We start from the raw sequence: 17,922 nt of genomic DNA, 5'->3' as shown, positions 1-17,922 counted from the left end.
AGCCCAACCGTCTATATCAATCCATAATGGCGCAGCCCTCTGGCAACCCCATCTTCCCAAAGGGGCGACGTCACATATTCCGCCGCCTGTTTAGCTTCCTCCATCCCGTCACCCATGGCCACCGAATGGGCCGCGTACTCCAGCATATCCAGATCATTGGTGCTGTCGCCGAACGCATAGGTGTCCTCTCTTGCAATCGAAAGGGCCCCGCAGATCTCCTCGATTCCGGAGGCTTTGCTGTACCCCTTTGGGACAATTTCCAAAAGTCCCCGCCGCCGGTAAATAATCCGGAATCGGGGGGACAGAGCTTTTTCTAGTTCTTTTATTTTCCCCTCCACATGGTCCACGCAGAATTTACTGATCTCCAGCCGGTCTTCATTTCCCCGAACCGGCAGCAACCGGTCTCCCATCTCCCTCTTCAGACGTGCTGGGAACGGGTCTCCATCCGGGAAAGATTCCTCGTCCAAATAGCTCTCATACCGTCCTTCCAGCACATAGGCCACATCCATCTTTCGCAGCAGATCACAAACCTGCTGAGCCGCCCTAATCGGGATCCGATGGTAATACATTACCTCCCCGCGGTATTCTCCATAGGTTCCGCACCCAGCTAAGATTCCGTCAAAACCCAAAGGCATCAGCTCCCGATCCGGGATAAAGGACCGAGTCCGGCCACTGCAGATAAAAAACAGATGGCCGTTTTCCTTTAGCCTTTTCAGCGCTTTTTTCACACTCTGCGGGATTCGCTGCTCCCGGTCCCACAAAGTTCCGTCTATATCAAAAAAGATTGCTTTCGGCATCGTCCGTTCCTCTCCCCCCCTTATCCGGCTGATCTGTGAATAGCTTCTCCTTCCGCTCGATCATCTCGCTGATCTTCTCCATATATAGATTTACGTCCTTTACATTGTCGGAGCGCTCGATCCGGCCATCTGGATAAATCCGCTTGGAAACCGGTCCCGCCCCAAGGGCCACAATGTTCTGCTTTTCCTCCATGATCAGGATGTTATAAATCCCAGCCTTTTCCGCCGCGGCAAAACCGACGTTTTCCAAATTCCCGGCCATATTCTTCTGCCGGTAGAGATAATAAGGATAAAGGCCCATCCGCTTGGCTCCGGCCGCAGCAGCAGCCATCATCGCCTCCGACTCCTCCTGTGTGCCGCCGGCCACCACCGTGCCCTCTGCCTCCATTTTCAGCCGGGAAGCCCGCTTGACGGCAAGCGAATGGACAGTCAAACTATCCGGGCGCAGCGCTTCAATCCGGCGCACCGTATATTCCACATCCTCCGGCGTCTCCTCAGGAAGCCCCAGGATGATATCCATGTTGATGTTGTCGAACCCAATTTCCCGCGCCAGGAAAAACGCCTCCTCGATCGCCTCCACGGTATGGCGCCGGCCGATCCGCCGGAGCGTCTCCTGCCGCATAGTCTGAGGATTGATGGAAATCCGGGTCACCGGATAGCTTTTCAGCACTTCCAGTTTCCGCCTGGTGATACTGTCCGGACGTCCGCCTTCCACGGTGAACTCCTGCAAATCGCAAAAATCAAAGCTTTCACAGATTTTTTTCAATAACCGGTCCAGCAGCTCCGGGGGCAGGGAGGTCGGCGTCCCCCCTCCAATATAGATGGTATTCAGTTTTTTCTTTCGGAACCGCTCCGCTGTCCAATCGATCTCCCGGAATAAGGCGTCCAGATATTCCCCCATCCGGGGTTCCCACTTCGTCATCGGATAGGAGGTAAAGGAACAATACAGGCAGGTGGTCGGGCAAAATGGAATTCCGATGTAAAGGCTGTAGCCCTCCTCATAATCAATATTCTTTAAAATCTCCTTCTCTCGAAACGCAATCTCCACGGCCAGGGAGGATTTCTCCTCGCCGGCCAGGTACTCGTCCCGCAAAAAGGCACGGATTTCCTCCGCCGTCAAACCTTCCTCCAGTTTTCCCATGGCAATCTTGGTAGGCCGAATCCCGGTCAAAGTCCCCCATGGCAATGTTTTCCCGGTGCGCGCGGAAAGTTCCCGGTAAAGCCGCCGCTTGAGACGGTTTTTCCTCTCCGTCTTTTCTCCGTCTCCCGCATCCGGGATCAAAATCATAAGCTCCGGTTTTTCCACCGGGTTCTTTACCAGCTCCTCCCCCGGATAAAACGCCATCAAAAGCCCCCGGATATCATATTCAAACTCATCGTTATCCACATAAAACCCAATCATTCCTCTTTTCCTCCCTGAAGTAAACGTCTTATCAAGCGGGACTCTCTATTTCTGTCATGCAGTAAAACAGAAATTTTTCCTGCATGACAGAAATAGAGAGATGAATCTGGAAAGCCAGAAAAAGGAGGCGTCTCCACACCTCCTTCTCTCACCGCTTTTCTTTGTGCGTCCCGCTCCCGATCCGCCGCAGATTTTACATGGCTACCGCCGGATTATACTTTTTCTCATGTCCGATGGTCGTCACGTCCATATGTCCCGGATATACGTCCACATCGTCCGGAAGCACCAGCAGCTTTTCTTTCAAAGATTTCAGAATCGCCGAATAGCTTCCGGTGTCCAGATCCGTCCTGCCGTAAGACTCACAAAACAGCGTGTCGCCGCTGATCAGCACTTTTTCGTCCTCGAAATAGTAACAGCAGCTTCCAGCCGTATGCCCCGGCGTATGCAGAACCTGAATCCGGAATCCGGCCAGCGTCATCTCCTGATGATCCGAAAGCAGCACATCCGGCTTCACGGAAATCGACTCCGCCCAGGCCTGGGACCGGTTCATCCAAGGATCCTCCATCAGCTTCGCTTCCTCACTGTAAGCATAGACCGGCACATCCACGGATTTTCTTAAATCCGGAATCGCATAGATGTGGTCAAAATGCCCGTGGGTCAGTAAAATCCCCTTCAGATGATAATCCCTCATCCGGCACTGCTCCAGGATATAGTCCGCATTGTCCGCCGGATCCACCAAAAGCGTCTCCCGCGTCTCCTTATTGACAATAAAATACACATTGGTGCCGATGGTCCCCAGCACCCGATACTGAATTTCCATTTTGTCGCTCATCCGATTGCCCTCTGTATATCCACAACCCCTTCGATCTGACGTAACCGTGCCATCATATGGTTGATCTCCTGCACGCCGGCCGTCTCAAAACTGATATTAAAGGTCGCGGTTCCCTGCTTATTCGTCCGGGAATTCAACGATGTTATGGTGATCTCTTCCTCCGCCATCACGCGGGATATATCTGCCAAGAGACCAATCCGGTCCTTGGCATAAAGAGCCAGCTCCGCCATGTAGCGCTCCCCAGCGGCGCCCTCCGGCACCTGCCACTCGGCGTCGATCAGACGGGTTCTCTCCACCTCCGGCAGGTTCAAGATATTCACACAGTCGGTCCGGTGGATCGAGACGCCCCGGCCTCTGGTCACAAAGCCCACGATCTCGTCGCCGGGAATCGGGTTGCAGCACTTGGAGAAATGAACCGCCAGATCGTTCAGCCCTTCCACCACAATGCCGCTGCGGGTCCGTTTCACAACCGGCTTTTTATTATCGGCCACCGCCTGCATGACTTCCTCGTCGGTGATCTGTAAACGCTCCACCTTCCGCTTCTCATCGAGAAGCTTATTGATGACCTGGCCTTCTTTTAAGCCGCCGTGTCCCACGGCCGCCACCACGGAGTCCCAGTCGCGGAAGCCGTACTTGCGCATGACTTTCTCCACGTAATCCGTCTGCAGCAGTTCGGTGTAGACCAGCCCGCGGCTCTTACAATATTTCTCTAGCATATCTTTGCCCCGGAGCAGGTTGTCTTCCTTATTCTGCTCCCGGAACCATTGATTGATCTTATTTCTGGCCTGGGTGCTCTTGACCAGTTTCAGCCAGTCCCGGCTCGGCCCCTTGGAATTTTGGGAGGTGATGATCTCGATCCGGTCGCCGTTTTGAATCACATAGTCGATGGTGACCAGCTTGCCGTTTGCCCGCGCGCCTACCATCCGGTTTCCGACCGCGCTGTGAATGCTGTAGGCGAAGTCGATGGGAGTTGAGCCCTTGGGCAGTGTCTTTACGTCACCCCCCGGCGTGAAGCAGTATACATTTTCCGTAAACAGGCTCAGGCCGCTCTTGATCGTGCTCAAAAACTCGTCGTTGTCCGACATTTCCTTCTGCCATTCCAGGATCTGCCGCAGCCAGCTGAGCTTTTCTTCCTCGCTGGACAGACCGCTCTGGCCGCCCTCTTTGTATTTCCAATGGGCCGCGATTCCGTATTCCGCGATCCGGTGCATCTCATAGGTCCGGATCTGAATCTCAAAAGGAGTTCCAGATTTGCCGATCAGGGTCGTGTGCAGAGACTGGTACATATTCGGCTTCGGCATGGCGATATAGTCCTTGAACCGCCCCGGCACCGGCGTATACATCTCATGGATGATTCCCAGGACAGCGTAACAGTCCTGGACCGTCTCCACCAGCACGCGGACCGCAAATAGATCGTAGATCTCATCCAGGGTTTTCTGCTGCACCAGCATTTTTTTGTAAATGCTGAAATGATGTTTCACCCGTCCGTACACATCGGCCTTGATTCCCGCGTTGGCCAGGTGTTCCTTGACTTCCTCGACGATGCTCTTAATATAATCTTCGCGGGTTTCCTTTCGCTTGTCGATATCCTCGACCAGCTTCTTGTATTTCTCCGGTTCCAGATAGCTGAGAGCCAGATTATCCAGTTCGATTTTCAGCTTGGAAATTCCCAGGCGGCTGGCAAGAGGCGCGTAGATATCCAGGGTCTCACGGGATTTTTCTTTTTGCTTCTCCGGCTTCATGTATTGAAGCGTCCGCATATTATGGGTCCGGTCCGCCAGCTTGATGATGATTACGCGGATATCCTTCGCCATCGCGAGAAACATTTTCCGCAGGTTCTCCGCCTGCATCTCCACCTTGTCCCCATCCCAGGACAGCCGGGTCAGCTTGGTGACGCCGTCCACCAAAAGCGCCACGTCCTCACCAAACTGCTCTTTGATCTCATCCAAGGTGATTGAGGTGTCCTCCACCACATCGTGAAGCATCCCGGCAATGATGGTCTCTTTGTCCATCTCCAGCTCCGCCAGGATGATCGCCACGCAGAGCGGATGGACGATATAAGGCTCGCCGGATTTTCGCTTCTGCTCCTTGTGAGCCTCCTTTGCCACTTGGTACGCCTTTTCAATCTGAGAAATGTCATCCGAAGGATGGTATTCCCGTATCGTCGCAATCAGCCGCTGGTATAGCTGTTCCGGGCTCAACTGCTCCTTCAACGGCTCCGTCAGCTTATTGCAATCCGTCACCTTTGGGCTATGCAGTTTTTCTTCCGTTCTTTTTTCTTCTGCCATAAGCTTCCGCACTCTTCCTTCTTTTTCCTGTCACGATGCCTTTGATTAAAATCGAATCAGTCCGCGGCTGATCGCCACATACTCCTCCGGAAGGCTTTTCTCCATCGCCAGGGCGTCCTCGATGTCATAGTCGATGAATTCCCCATGCTGATAGGCAATGATGCGCTCGCTCTTTCCTTCCTTCAGCAGATGGGCCGCTTTGGCTCCCATAATGGAAGCATAGACCCGGTCTTTGCAGGACGGCATCCCGCCCCGCTGCATGTGTCCCAAAATCGTAGCCCTGGTCTCGATCCCGGTGGCCGCCTCAATCCGTGCCGCCATACTGACCGAATGGCCGATCCCTTCCGCATTAATAATAATATGATGCCTTTTTCCTTTTTTTCTATGCTCAATAATTTTATCGATGATTCTCTGTTCGTCGTGATCGTAGTATTCCGGCAGCAGAATTTCTTCCGCGCCGCTGGCGATCCCGCACCATAGGGCAATGTAACCGGCGTGCCGCCCCATGACCTCCACGATGCTGACCCGCTCGTGGGAAGTCGAAGTATCGCGGATTTTGTCGATCGCATCGATCGCCGTGTTGATCGCCGTATCGAATCCGATCGTGTAATCCGTGCAGGCGATATCCAGATCAATGGTCCCTGGAATGCCGATGGTATTGATCCCCAGCCTTGCCAGGCTCCGGGCCCCCCGGAAAGATCCGTCGCCGCCGATCACCACAAGGCCGTCGATCTCATGTTTCCGGCAGATCTCGGCTGCCTGTCTCTGTACGCTCTCTTCCATAAATGCCTTGCAGCGGGCCGTATAGAGAATCGTGCCTCCACGATTGATAATGTCTGCCACACTGAATGAATCCATCTCCTTGATCTCTTCATCCAGCAGGCCGGCAAAGCCCCGCATAATCCCCTTAACCCGGATTCCTTCGGTGATTGAGGTGCGCACCACGGCCCGAACCGCCGCATTCATTCCAGGGGCGTCGCCCCCGCTGGTCAGCACTCCAATCGTTTTGATTTTCTTTGCCATCGCCGTCCCGCCTTTCCATCCATTCGATCGTTCTGCGATCCCTTTTACGGATCATTTCTCCCGTTCTTCAACCAAATATTGGAGAAATGCCCAGATGGATATTATTTTACCGGATTTTCATTACTTCTTCAAGGCTTTTTTCCACCAGCTTCACATTTTCCCGCCCAAAGAAGGTTTCGATGCGGTAAAGTTCATCTTCGGTGTAGGGCTCCGCCAAGGTAGGACGGGCCCGTTTTACCGAACGGGTTGACTCTAAAAATACGGTAACGCCCTTGCCTCCGACCAGGTTTAGCAGGCGTCCCCGTCCCTGCCGGAATGCTTCCTCATCCGGGAATTTCACCCAGAGCTCGCTGGGCCACGGGTCAAAAGGAATCACCCGCTCGCAGACCAGCTTTCCCTTTACCTCGTCGCTCATGGAGACCCGGCCGCGGATAAAGACACGCGCCTCCGGGATCAGCCGCTCCCGGTTATTCTCATAGTCCTTCGGGAAAATAATCACTTCCAAAGAACCGGTCAAATCTTCCAGGCTGATAAACGCCATGGTTTGATTGTTCCGGGTCGTCTTTAAGGTTTTCCCTGTGATCAGGCCGCCGATCACCTTGATCTGACCGTCGTCGACCTGCGCCTTTCCGGTCTCCGGATCGATCACAAAATCTGCCGCCGAGGCCGTAATATTCTTTTTCCAACGCTCCGCCACATCCTCCAGCGGGTGTCCGCTGATATACACCCCAAGTACCTCCTTCTCAAAGGCCAAAACTTCCTGCTTGGTAAACTCCGGAACATCCGGCATCTGCACCTCGAACTCCTGCCGGTCCTCCTCACCCATCAAATCGAACAGAGAAATCTGACCGCTAACGCTATCCTTTTTCTCCCGGCTTTTTTGATCCATCAGATCCGCATAGATCATCATTTTCTGCCGCCGGTTTCCGGGCAGGCAGTCCAGCGCGCCGGACTTGATAAAGTTTTCAATGGTTCTCTTGTTCAACTCCTTATTGGTCAGCCGGTCGATAAAATCTTTCAGGGTAGTAAACGGACCGGCCAGCTCCCGCTCCGCCACGATAGCCTCAATCACGCTGCGTCCCAAGCTTTTGATCGCGGAAAGCCCATAGCGGATATTCTTGTCCGTGACGGAAAATTCCCACTCGCCTTCGTTGATATCCGGAGGCAAAATCTTTATGCCCATCTGGCGGCAGGTCTCAATGTATTCCGACACCTTGGTTACGTTATCGATGACCGAAGTCATCAGGGCCGCCATAAACTCCACCGGATAATAATATTTCAGGTAGGCGGTCTGGTAGGACACCACCGCGTAGGCGGCGGCGTGGGACTTATTGAAAGCATATTTTGCAAAGTCGGTCATTTCGTCAAATATCTGATTGGCAACGTCCGCCTCGATCCCGCGGGAGACGCAGCCCGGAACGCCCTCGTCCGGATTCCCGTAGACAAAGTTCTGGCGCTCCTTTTTCATGACCTCTTCTTTCTTCTTGCTCATGGCCCGGCGCACCAGGTCACTGCGGCCGAGCGTGTATCCGCCCAGATCCCGCACGATCTGCATCACCTGCTCCTGATAGACGATGCAGCCGTAAGTAGGCTTTAATATGTGCTCCAACTCCGGGCAGTGATACCGGATTGCCCGCGGATTGGATTTTCCTTTGATGTACAGCGGAATGAAATCCATTGGGCCCGGACGGTACAGGGAAATCCCAGCAATCATGTCCTCCAGATTCTCCGGTTTCAGCTCCTTCATAAAGCTTTTCATGCCGCCGCTTTCCAGCTGGAACACGCCCTCGTTCTTGCCGGTGCAGATGGCGGAGAACACTTTCTTATCATCATAGTCGATCCGGTCCACATCCAGATGGAAGCCCCGGCTCTTCTCCAGAAGGCGCACCGCGTTCTGAATCACCGTCAGAGTCCGCAGTCCCAGAAAGTCCATCTTGAGAAGCCCCAGCTCTTCCAGCGTCGTCATCGTAAACTGAGTCGTCAGCTGTCCGTCGGACGCCCTGGAGAGCGGCACATACTCCACGACCGGAAGCTGGCTGATCACCACGCCCGCCGCGTGCATCGACGTGTGTCTGGGCAGTCCTTCTAGACGGAGGGACATGTCGATCAGCTTGTGGACCCGCTCGTCCTCCTGGTAGATTTTCCGCAGGTCCGAACTTTTTTTCATCGCCAGTTCGATGGTAATATTCAGCTCCTGCGGCACCATCTTCGCCACCTGGTCGCAGAGCGCATAAGGGAGGTCCATGACCCGCCCCACATCCCGGATTACGCCGCGGGCCGCCATCGTACCAAAAGTCACGATCTGGACCACGCGGTCCTTCCCGTATTTTTCAATGACATAGTCAATCACTTCCTGCCGGCGTTCAAAGCAGAAGTCCACGTCAATATCCGGCATGCTGACCCGCTCCGGATTCAAGAACCGCTCAAACAGCAGATTGTAGCGGATCGGATCTATATTCGTGATGCCGAGACAATAAGAAACCACGCTCCCAGCCGCCGACCCACGTCCCGGCCCGACGGCAATGCCGTGCTCCCTGGCAAAGTGGATGAAATCCCAGACAATCAGGAAATAATCCACATAGCCCATCTTCCGGATGACTCCCAGCTCATAATCCAGCCGTTCCTTCAGCTCTCCGGTGTCGTTGGGATACCGCTCCATCAGGCCGTCCAGGCAGAGCTTGTTCAGATACTCCCAGGAATCATATCCTTCCGGAACTTCGAATTTCGGCAGCTTAGTCACGCCGAATTCAATCTCCACATTACACCGCTCCGCGATTTTATGAGTGTTGTCAATGGCCTGGGCCGCGTAAGGAAACAAAGCACGCATCTCTTCCTCGGACTTGCAGTAATACTGGCCGCCCTCATAGCGCATCCGGTTCTCGTCGCTGACCTTTTTCCCGGTCTGAATGCAGAGCAGGATGTCGTGGGGCTCCGCGTCCTCGGCGTAAATATAGTGGATATCATTGGTGGCGACCAGAGGAATCGAAAGCTCCTCGCTCATCCGAAGCAAACCGGCATTTACGGTCTGCTGAGACGGAATCCCATGGTCTTGCAGCTCCAGGAAATAATTCCCCTTGCCAAAAACCGTCTCATATCGCTTGGCCGCCGCCACAGCTTCCTCGTAAAATCCCCGTTCCAGATTTCTCGCCACCTCGCCGGCCAGACAGGCGCTGAGCGCAATGATTCCTTCATGGTACTGTTCCAGAATCTCCATATCTACCCGCGGCCGGTAGTAATAGCCGTCGATAAATCCCATGGACACCAGCTTCATCAGGTTGTTATAGCCGGTGTTGTTCTCCGCCAAAAGCACCAGGTGGTAATATTTTTGCTCATTGTCTCCGACCTCCCGGTCCAGCCTGGACCCCGGAGCTACGTAGACTTCACAGCCTAGAATCGGCTTGATGCCGGCCGCCTTGGCTGCTCTATAAAAGTCAATCACGCCGTACATGACCCCATGGTCAGTGATCGCCATGCTGTCCATGCCGAGCTCCTTGGCACGGCCGACCAGCTCCTTGATTTTACAGGAACCGTCCAGCAGACTGTATTCCGTATGTACGTGCAGGTGAGTAAAAGCCATACTATTTCCTCCTGTTGCCTCCCTCTTTCCGGCGAACGGTCTCCGCCAGGGAACAAATCTTATCTGTCAAACAGACGATCGCCGCCTCCCTGCTTTTCGGCAGGCTCCGGATCGTCAGCGGCCACATATGGTTTTGGATAATGTCTTCCTCCAATGGGCTCAGTTGATAATGCCGCCTTGCATTTTGAAGGGCCACCCCCGGATGGCGAAAGCCATGGAGCCGGGGACGGCCGCTCTTTTTCTCATGCCAATCATATAGGTAGAGATCGTGCAGAATTGCGCCCCGCACCAGGCGCTCCCAGTCTACGGAAAGATGCAGGCGGGCGGCCAGAAAGTAACTGGCATAGGCCACCCGGATGCAGTGGTCGTAGGTCGTGGTTGCGCCATGCTGGCGGTAAGCGCGCATTTCCTGGACCGGGGCAGAGTGTCGGAGTTCCCGGACACAGGAAACAAAGTGCCGCATTTCCTGATCTGAAAGTTTCATGTGGGCCCTCCCAGGGGTAATTTAATAATATTTTTTTATTCTTCTATCCTTAATTTTTGCATCTATCTTATATTTTTCTTCTCTTCACGCGGGAGCCCGTGGGACCCTGGTAACGAGGGGGACCCAGCTCAGAGTTGCGATGCCCAATTTTGTAGATTTGCCTCCGGCAAATCTTTTATGCCACTGCCCGGCGGGCCCCACGATTGCTTCGCAATCCTGGTAAATTCGCAGGGCCCCCCTCGCGCTCCCCCTCTCTTGGGCACGCTCCAGCAAGCACACTGCCCTCTCCCGCCTTTAGCGTCTCGACGGGTGGCATGGACGCAGTGCCCGTCAGCACGCTCCACGGGCACACTGCCCTGTTCTGCCTTTGACACGCTCTGCGGGCGCATGAATAAAATACCTTCTAGCGCGGAGCGAAAGCGTGCCCAAGGAGGGGGGAGTGTGAGGGGGGGAACTGCGGACATCGCAACTCTGAGCTGGTCCCCCCCTCACCTCTGGAAAAGTTCCTCCACCTTCCGCTTCACCGCATCTCCCACCTCCCTGGTGGTCGCGGTTCCGCCAAGTTCAGGGGAGAGGCAGGCTCCTTCTACGAGGACGTCCTCGATGGCTTCCAGAAGTAATTTTCCATATTGTTCGTAGCCGAAGAAATCCAGCATCTGACTGGCCGACCAGATGGTGGCCATGGGATTGGCTTTACCGGTTCCGGCGATATCAGGGGCGGAACCGTGAATGGGCTCAAACATGGAGGGGAAGGTTCGTTCCGGGTTCAGGTTGGCTCCTGCGGCCAGGCCCATGCCTCCGGCGATGGCGGCTCCCAGATCGGTCAGAATATCGCCGAAAAGATTGGAAGTCACAACCACCTGGAAACGGCCGGGATCCCGGACAAAATGGCAGGCGGCGGCATCCACCAGATACTCATGGGTTTCCACCTCCGGGTACTCTTCGCTGATTTCATGGAAAATCTGATCCCAGAAAACCATGGAATAATTCAGTGCATTTCCTTTGCTGACGCTGGTCACGGAACGGCCTTCTTTTTTTGCCAGCTCAAAGGCATACCGCATGATCCGCTCGCATCCCTTCCTGGTGAACACGCCGGTCTGGCGCACGGTCTCTTCCGGTGTTCCCTTGTGGAGCCATGATCCCTCTCCCGCATACTCGCCCTCGCTGTTTTCCCGGATCACGACCATGTCGATGTCCTCTCGTTTTATACCGGCCAGCGGGCAGGGCGCGCCCTTTAGCAGTTTCACCGGGCGGACGTTCACATACTCGTCAAAGCCCTTCCGGATGACTAAAAGAAGATCGCGGAGCGAAATGTGATCCGGAACGCCGGGATATCCGACCGCGCCGAGAAAAATCGCGTCGTAGTGACGCAGCAGCTCCAGACCATTTTCCGGCATCATCCGGCCTTCTTTCAGATAATATTCACACCCCCACGGGAAGTAAGTGAATTCCAGTGAAAATCCGCCGTCCAACTTCGCGACGGTCTTTAGTATCTTGACGCCCTCCGCCAATACATCCGGCCCAATCCCGTCTCCGGCAATCACTGCAATTTTATAATCTTTCATGTTCGATCCTCCTCGTGGTTCTCGATTGAAAACGTTTATTATGCGGACCGCGCTGGACGCATTCCCCGCAGGCGGTTTCGCATCTCCGCACAGTGCCATTTTATTACGTTTTAGCAATAAAAGCAATGGGTTTTCACAAGGAGTTGGGCCGAATCGTTTTCTGTTTTCTTTTCCTTTCAGTCATGCTATACTAAACCTACTTAGTCCCCCGAAAACAAGCCATAGGCAAAAAACAGGTCCCGCTCAAATTTTCATTTAGGAACGAAGGCCTTCCCATCAAAAGCAAACGGAGGAATTCAATGAAGTCTTTTCTATTTGCCGCACCGAAGACAGACAGCAAGGGCCAAAAAAAGAGCCGCCACAAATGGATCTGGCTGCTTGCCGTCCTTTTTCTCCTGGCCGGATGTCAAAGCTCAACCGGTCAGGAAAAGGAAGCCGCCCGCTCCGACGGCACGCCGCAAACTGCATCTAAGAACGGATCCGATCCCGATGAGAGCGGCAAAGCGGCATCCACCGAAACCAATCCAGCCGCAGCCGAATCTCCGGCGCAGAACGGGCCGTCGTCAGGAACTTCGTCCGGGGGTACTTCCGGTACGGAAAGCCTTCCCGCTATCCTGCATACCGTACAGGAACCGGAGGCCGCCTCCCTCCTAAACCCCAAAGGAGAAACCTTAAAAGAGCGAATCCTTCCGCCGGCCGGTTATACTCGAATCCCGGTGGAAGAAGGCTCTTTCGGAGAATTTGTGCGCAATTATCCCCTGCTTCCGGACGGTTCTCCGGTTCTTCTCTACGACGGCGGCGAAAAGTCCAACCAAAGCGCAAAAATTGCGGTCTTTGATATGTCCGTCATTTCCTCGGCTGATCTCCAGCAGTGCGCCGATTCCGTTATGCGGATTTACGCCGAATACTTTCGAAGCGCCGGTCAGCCGGAGCGGATCCAATTTCATTTTGTGGACGGCTTTCTCTTCGATTACCCGACTTACCGGGACGGCGGCCGCATCAAAATGAAAAACGACGAGGCCAGCTGGAAACACACCGCCGGGTACGATGATTCCGACGAGGCCTTCGAAAACTACCTGTATTTGCTGTTTGCCTATTCCAGCACGCTTTCCATGGAAGACGAATCCTCTCCCGTCGAAGCGGACGACATCCAAATCGGAGATCTCTTCATCAAAGGTGGCAGCCCCGGCCACGTCATGATGATAGCCGACGTATGCGAGAATGCGGACGGCAGCAAGGCCTTTCTCCTGGCCCAAGGCTACATGCCCGCCCAGCAGTTCCACCTTGTAAAAAATCCCGCTTTCGAGGAGGATCCCTGGTATTACACAGATGAAATCACCTACCCCTTTCAAACCCCCGAATATACATTTCCGGAAGGGTCCCTGAAACGCCCTGGTTATTTAGAAAACTAACGCCCATCCCCCTTCCCGTTCATTTTTACATTTGACAGTACGGTAAAATCCTGCTATACTATTTCAGGAAACTTCAAAGAGGCTGCCACGGATTGCCAAGTTTGAAAAAGCAGAAGCATTCCGCCGCAGCTTCTTTTTGTTGCCTTTTCCCTTATAAAATCCGCTCATTGTAAGTGAATTCCCACCTTTTTATGAAGCGACGAAGGAGCGAAATAAAACATATCTGCGGAACACAGCGAAGCAGATATGTTTGTCCAAACGCAGCGCAGCGGAGTTCGGAATTCCCGTCCATTTTTATGAAGCGACGAAGGAGCGAAATAAAAATAGATTCAGCAACATTCAAATATAAAGGAGTCATATGGAAACAACAAAATTTGAAGATTTAGAACTTACCTCTGAAATCCTAAGGGCCGTCAAGTACATGGGATTTGAGGAAACCACCCCCATCCAGGCCAAAGCCATCCCCGCCATGAGAAGCGGCATTGACATCATCGGCCAGGCCCAGACCGGCACCGGAAAAACCGCCGCCTTCGGCATTCCTCTGTTGGAAAAAATCGATATAAAAAACAAACGGCCTCAGGCCATCGTCCTCTGCCCCACCAGAGAACTTGCCATTCAGGTCGCAGAAGAAATCCGAAATCTGGCCCGCTACCTGCATGGAATCAAAATCCTTCCGATCTACGGCGGCCAGGAAATCTCCACGCAGATCCGCTCCTTAAAAAGCGGAACCCAGATCATCATCGGAACTCCGGGTCGGGTGATGGACCACATGCGCAGAAAAACCCTTAAAATGGACGATATCCATACAGTTGTGCTGGATGAAGCCGATGAGATGCTGAACATGGGCTTCCGCGAAGATATCGAGACCATCCTCACCGACGTCCCTGAAGAACGCCAGACCGTACTGTTCTCCGCCACCATGCCCCAGGCGATTCTGGACATCACAAAAAAATTCCAGAAGAATTCTCAATTGGTCAAGGTAACGAAAAAAGAACTGACGGTTCCCAATATCGAACAGTTCTACTATGAAGTCCCCCCTAAAAAGAAGGAGGAGGTCCTCTCCCGCCTGCTGGATATCTATACGCCCAAGCTGTCCGTCGTGTTTTGCAACACCAAGAAACAGGTGGACCTCCTGGTAAACGGCCTGCTGGGCCGCGGTTATTTTGCAGCCGGCCTCCACGGCGATTTAAAGCAGGATCAAAGAGACCGGGTGATGCAGGGCTTCCGCTCCGGAAAGACGGATATTCTGGTGGCGACCGATGTGGCCGCCCGCGGAATTGACGTGGAGGAGGTGGAGGCAGTCTTCAACTACGACCTTCCCCAGGACGAAGAGTATTATGTACACCGGATCGGCCGGACCGGACGGGCCGGACGAATCGGCCGTTCCTTCTCTTTTGTCTCCGGAAAAGAAGTTTATAAGCTGAAAGAAATCCAAAAGTATTGCAAGACAAAAATATACGCCCAGAAAATCCCTTCTCTGGACGACGTAGCCAATACCAAGATGGACAACATTTTAAATCAGGTCGATCAGATCATCGAGAGCGAAGATTTGACCAGCCTGCTGCAGACCGTTGAAAATAAGATCAATGACTCTGATTATACTGCTCTGGACATGGCCGCAGCTCTGCTGAAGCTTTTAGGTGGCCAGAGAGAGACCGAGGCGGAAACCTTTGACTTCGGGGATACCGGCGCGACGGAAGCAGGAATGATCCGGCTTTTTATCAACATCGGGAAAAAAGACCGGGCGCGGCCCGGAGATATTGTCGGCGCGCTCGCCGGGGAAAGTGGAATTCCCGGAAAGGTGGTCGGAGCCATCAATATGTATGACAAATACACCTTTGTGGAGGTTCCGAGGGAATACGCCCAGGATGTGCTGAACGCGATGAACCACACGAAAATCAAAGGAAAATCCGTGGCAGTGGAACCTGCAAATCAGAAATAACAAGGCCTGAATCAATCGAGGCGGCTTGGTCTGTAACAAAAAAGATCCTCATCCGGTGCCGTTTTGGACCGGATGAGGATCTTTTTTTCGCTTTCTCCAATTACTCTTTCAGCATCGCGTCGGTCACCGGGTGCATCCAGAGAATCTGCAGGGTCTTGTTTCCATCATTGACATGGCGGTGGTATTCCCCCTCCCGGTAATAAAGGATGTCCCCTTCCACAAAAGAACCGGCCAGATCGCCTTTCTCGTCAAAGGAACTGCCGCTCCCGGAGATCACATAGCAGACCTCCTCGGCGCCTTCATGGTTGTGGAGAGAACTCCCCTCCCCCGGCTCAAACAAGGTAATTCCCATAGATATATGCTCCGCATCCGTGAGATCCGCGTCCACGCAGCGGTAGACTTTCCTCATCTGTCCCAGAAACTGACCGTACCAACGTGGCTCTCCATCCCGGAACGGCTTAATATGCTCCATTGATCCGTCCTCCCTATCCGATAATCCATCATATTTCTTCCATTTTATCATAAAATTCCCCCTAGTAAAGAGTGAATCAACATTTTCAGGGAAATAGGTAAGATGGGATCTCAGACTATTCCGGGACACAGCTAAAGAAAATCTGGCCCTGCGGTTGTCTTACTGAACCGAATTTAACGTGTTCTTAAATGCTGTTGCCATCTCTTCGCCGACTGCGGTATAAATCTGCTCCCAAACCGGTTCCGCCAGCTTCTTCATTTCCTCCCTGACGCTGGCATCCAGTTCGATCACCTGCATTCCGTACTCGCTCTTGCAGGTCTCCAGCTGCTCGTTCTCCGAAGCCTCTCTTCCGTCGAACGTGCTCTTGGCAATCTCCGCCAAGACGGATTTCAGGAGCTGCTGATACTCCGCGGGCATTGAATCATAAAACGCTTTGTTCATGATAAAGCAAGACGGGAACAAAACATGATCCGTGCGGATCACATAATCCTGCACCTCTGCAATCTTGTTGGAAAGGATATTGTCAATGGGGTTCTCCTGTGCATCCATCAACCCCTGCTGCAAGGCAATGTAAGTTTCACCCCAGGCCAGAGGGGTCGGGTTGCAGCCGACGGCCGACCAGAACGCCATGTGATACTGATTGTCCATGGTGCGGAGATTCAGTCCTTTAAAATCCTCCACGCTGTGGATTTCCCGGTTGGAGGTCATGGTGCGGTAAGTGTACGGGAAAATATTCAAAAGTTCCACGTTCGCCTTGTTGTAGGCGGCGTCCAGAGCTGTCCTCAGCTCGGTGCCGGACTCCAGCGCCTTCCAGGCAATATCCAGGCTGTCAAAAACCATCGGCTGGTCCAAAATCGCAATTTCCGGCACAAAACCAACGTGAGGGGCGTTTGTCTGCCAGCAGATCTGAATGTTGCCCTGCTGGGTGCTCTCAAACAGTTCCCGGTCTGTCCCCAGCTGCCCGTTCGGATAAACCTGTACAGTGATCTTTCCCTGGGAGCGCTCTTCCACCAGCTCCTTGAACTCTTTGCAGTCCAGATCGCCTCTCTGTCCCTCCGCCGTGGCATGAGCCAGCACAATCGTAAATGTTGGGGCGTCCGCCTGGCTGAAAATCTCCGCCGAAGCGCCTGCCGCTGTGGTTGCCGCCGCAGCTGTTGTCTCCGTGTTCGCTCCGGCAGCCGTCGTAGCAGCCGGGGCCGCCGTGGTACCCGCCGCTGCCGTCGTAGAATCTCCGCCGTCTCCGCAGCTGGCCATGGAAAGTGCCAGCACGACCGCCAGAACCATGGATCCCAATTTCTTTGCCCTCATATTTTTTTCCTCCTTCATTCTTATGCGAAGCGCCTTACGCGTTCTTCCGCTCTGCTAATACTGCAATCCTCCGTTGATATCCAGCACCTCCCCGGTAGTCCAGCCGGATTCGTCGCTGGCAAGAAAAGCAATCGCCGCCGCAATTTCATCCACTTCCCCCAGACGGGGAATCCGGGTTCCGCTCTGGAGGCGCTCGATGTTTTCTTTGGTCATGGAGCTGAACATCTTCCCTTTCAGCGGTCCCGGAGCCACGGAATTCACCGTGATATTCCAGGGTCCCAGCTCATAGCCTAAAAGCATTGTCATCCCGACAACCCCAGCTTTGGAAGCCGCGTAGTTGACGCCGACCCCCGGACGCCCGGTGCGCCCCCCAAGGGAGGAAACCAGGACAATCCTACCGTAGCCTTGCTCCTTCATCCCAGGAACCACTGCCTTAACCGAGTGAAACATCCCGGTCAGATTGATATCTATGACGTCTTTCCAGTCCTGCTCCGGCATCTCATCAATCGGATGGTGCCGGATGATCCCCGCCGTGGCCACCAGGCCGTCGATGCGTCCAAACGCCGCTCTCCCAAAATCCGCTGCTTTCCGGCAGGCATCCATATCCCGGACATCTGCGCCCTTGGCCACGACCCGGTCTCCATAGCCCAATTCTTTTAATTCCTCCAGAAACGGAATCATGCACTCATCGTTGTAATCGGTTAAAACCAGTTTGGCACCCTCGGACAGCAGGCGCTTCGCCGTCACGCCGGCCATATCACCGGCCCCTCCGGTAATCATGATAACTTTATCCGTAAAACGATCCATTTTTCTATCCTTC

The 17,922-nt window shown here is 53.8% G+C and carries 13 protein-coding genes; 2 read left to right on the top strand and 11 right to left on the bottom strand.

All coding sequences use genetic code 11. The features are described 5' to 3' along the window. Nucleotides 1–11: 11 nt before the first annotated feature. The 8 genes from MUB23_RS01135 to MUB23_RS01100 form a co-directional block, all read right to left on the bottom strand. The gene (locus tag MUB23_RS01135) at nt 12–797 is read right to left on the bottom strand and encodes an HAD family hydrolase (protein ID WP_244798352.1); all 786 of its coding nucleotides are present in this window, start codon (nt 795–797) and stop codon (nt 12–14) included. After that, nucleotides 775–2,199: a coproporphyrinogen dehydrogenase HemZ gene (hemZ, locus tag MUB23_RS01130; RefSeq protein WP_244798351.1), complete on the bottom strand. Its 1,425-nt coding sequence runs from the start codon at nt 2,197–2,199 to the stop codon at nt 775–777. The genes MUB23_RS01135 and hemZ overlap by 23 nt, the downstream gene beginning before the upstream one ends. A gap of 193 nt (nt 2,200–2,392) precedes the next feature. Next, entirely contained in the window at nt 2,393–3,031 is a 639-nt protein-coding gene (locus MUB23_RS01125; RefSeq protein ID WP_244798350.1) for an MBL fold metallo-hydrolase, read from the bottom strand. Next, on the bottom strand, nt 3,028–5,319 hold the full coding sequence (locus MUB23_RS01120; protein WP_244798349.1) for a RelA/SpoT family protein: 2,292 nt from the start codon (nt 5,317–5,319) through the stop codon (nt 3,028–3,030). Before MUB23_RS01120 ends, MUB23_RS01125 begins: the two co-directional genes overlap by 4 nt. Before the next feature lie 45 nt (nt 5,320–5,364). Beyond that, nucleotides 5,365–6,342: a 6-phosphofructokinase gene (pfkA, locus tag MUB23_RS01115; protein WP_244798348.1), complete on the bottom strand. Its 978-nt coding sequence runs from the start codon at nt 6,340–6,342 to the stop codon at nt 5,365–5,367. Between the two features lie 106 nt (nt 6,343–6,448). Beyond that, entirely contained in the window at nt 6,449–9,919 is a 3,471-nt protein-coding gene (locus MUB23_RS01110) for a DNA polymerase III subunit alpha (RefSeq protein WP_244798347.1), read from the bottom strand. 1 nt (nt 9,920) lies between these two features. Continuing rightward, nucleotides 9,921–10,403, bottom strand: a complete 483-nt coding sequence (locus MUB23_RS01105) for an HD domain-containing protein (protein WP_244798346.1) — start codon at nt 10,401–10,403, stop codon at nt 9,921–9,923. A 488-nt stretch (nt 10,404–10,891) separates the two neighbouring features. Beyond that, nucleotides 10,892–11,968 carry a tartrate dehydrogenase gene (locus MUB23_RS01100; protein ID WP_244798345.1) on the bottom strand — a complete coding sequence of 359 codons (1,077 nt, stop codon included), beginning with the start codon at nt 11,966–11,968 and terminating at the stop codon, nt 10,892–10,894. A gap of 299 nt (nt 11,969–12,267) precedes the next feature. On the opposite strand from MUB23_RS01100, the gene MUB23_RS01095 reads away from it, so the two are divergent. After that, the gene (locus MUB23_RS01095) at nt 12,268–13,380 is read left to right on the top strand and encodes a DUF4846 domain-containing protein (protein WP_244798344.1); all 1,113 of its coding nucleotides are present in this window, start codon (nt 12,268–12,270) and stop codon (nt 13,378–13,380) included. A 358-nt stretch (nt 13,381–13,738) separates the two neighbouring features. Beyond that, nucleotides 13,739–15,322: a DEAD/DEAH box helicase gene (locus MUB23_RS01090; RefSeq protein ID WP_244798343.1), complete on the top strand. Its 1,584-nt coding sequence runs from the start codon at nt 13,739–13,741 to the stop codon at nt 15,320–15,322. 100 nt (nt 15,323–15,422) lie between these two features. On the opposite strand, the gene MUB23_RS01085 is transcribed toward MUB23_RS01090, so the two are convergent. From MUB23_RS01085 to MUB23_RS01075, 3 genes are all read right to left on the bottom strand, one after another. Beyond that, nucleotides 15,423–15,794 carry a cupin domain-containing protein gene (locus tag MUB23_RS01085; protein WP_244798342.1) on the bottom strand — a complete coding sequence of 124 codons (372 nt, stop codon included), beginning with the start codon at nt 15,792–15,794 and terminating at the stop codon, nt 15,423–15,425. Nucleotides 15,795–15,953: 159 nt separating this feature from the next. Further along, nucleotides 15,954–17,102, bottom strand: a complete 1,149-nt coding sequence (locus MUB23_RS01080; protein WP_244798341.1) for a TRAP transporter substrate-binding protein — start codon at nt 17,100–17,102, stop codon at nt 15,954–15,956. A 54-nt stretch (nt 17,103–17,156) separates the two neighbouring features. Continuing rightward, nucleotides 17,157–17,909, bottom strand: coding sequence for an SDR family NAD(P)-dependent oxidoreductase (locus MUB23_RS01075; protein WP_244798340.1), 753 nt, complete (start codon nt 17,907–17,909; stop codon nt 17,157–17,159). Nucleotides 17,910–17,922 lie beyond the last annotated feature (13 nt).

The sequence above is a fragment of the Cuneatibacter sp. NSJ-177 genome (assembly GCF_022867805.1).
In the GTDB taxonomy this organism is placed as follows: domain Bacteria; phylum Bacillota; class Clostridia; order Lachnospirales; family Lachnospiraceae; genus Pseudolachnospira.
The sequence above is the reverse complement of the archived record's forward strand: the minus strand, read 5'-3'. Positions and strand labels throughout refer to the sequence as shown.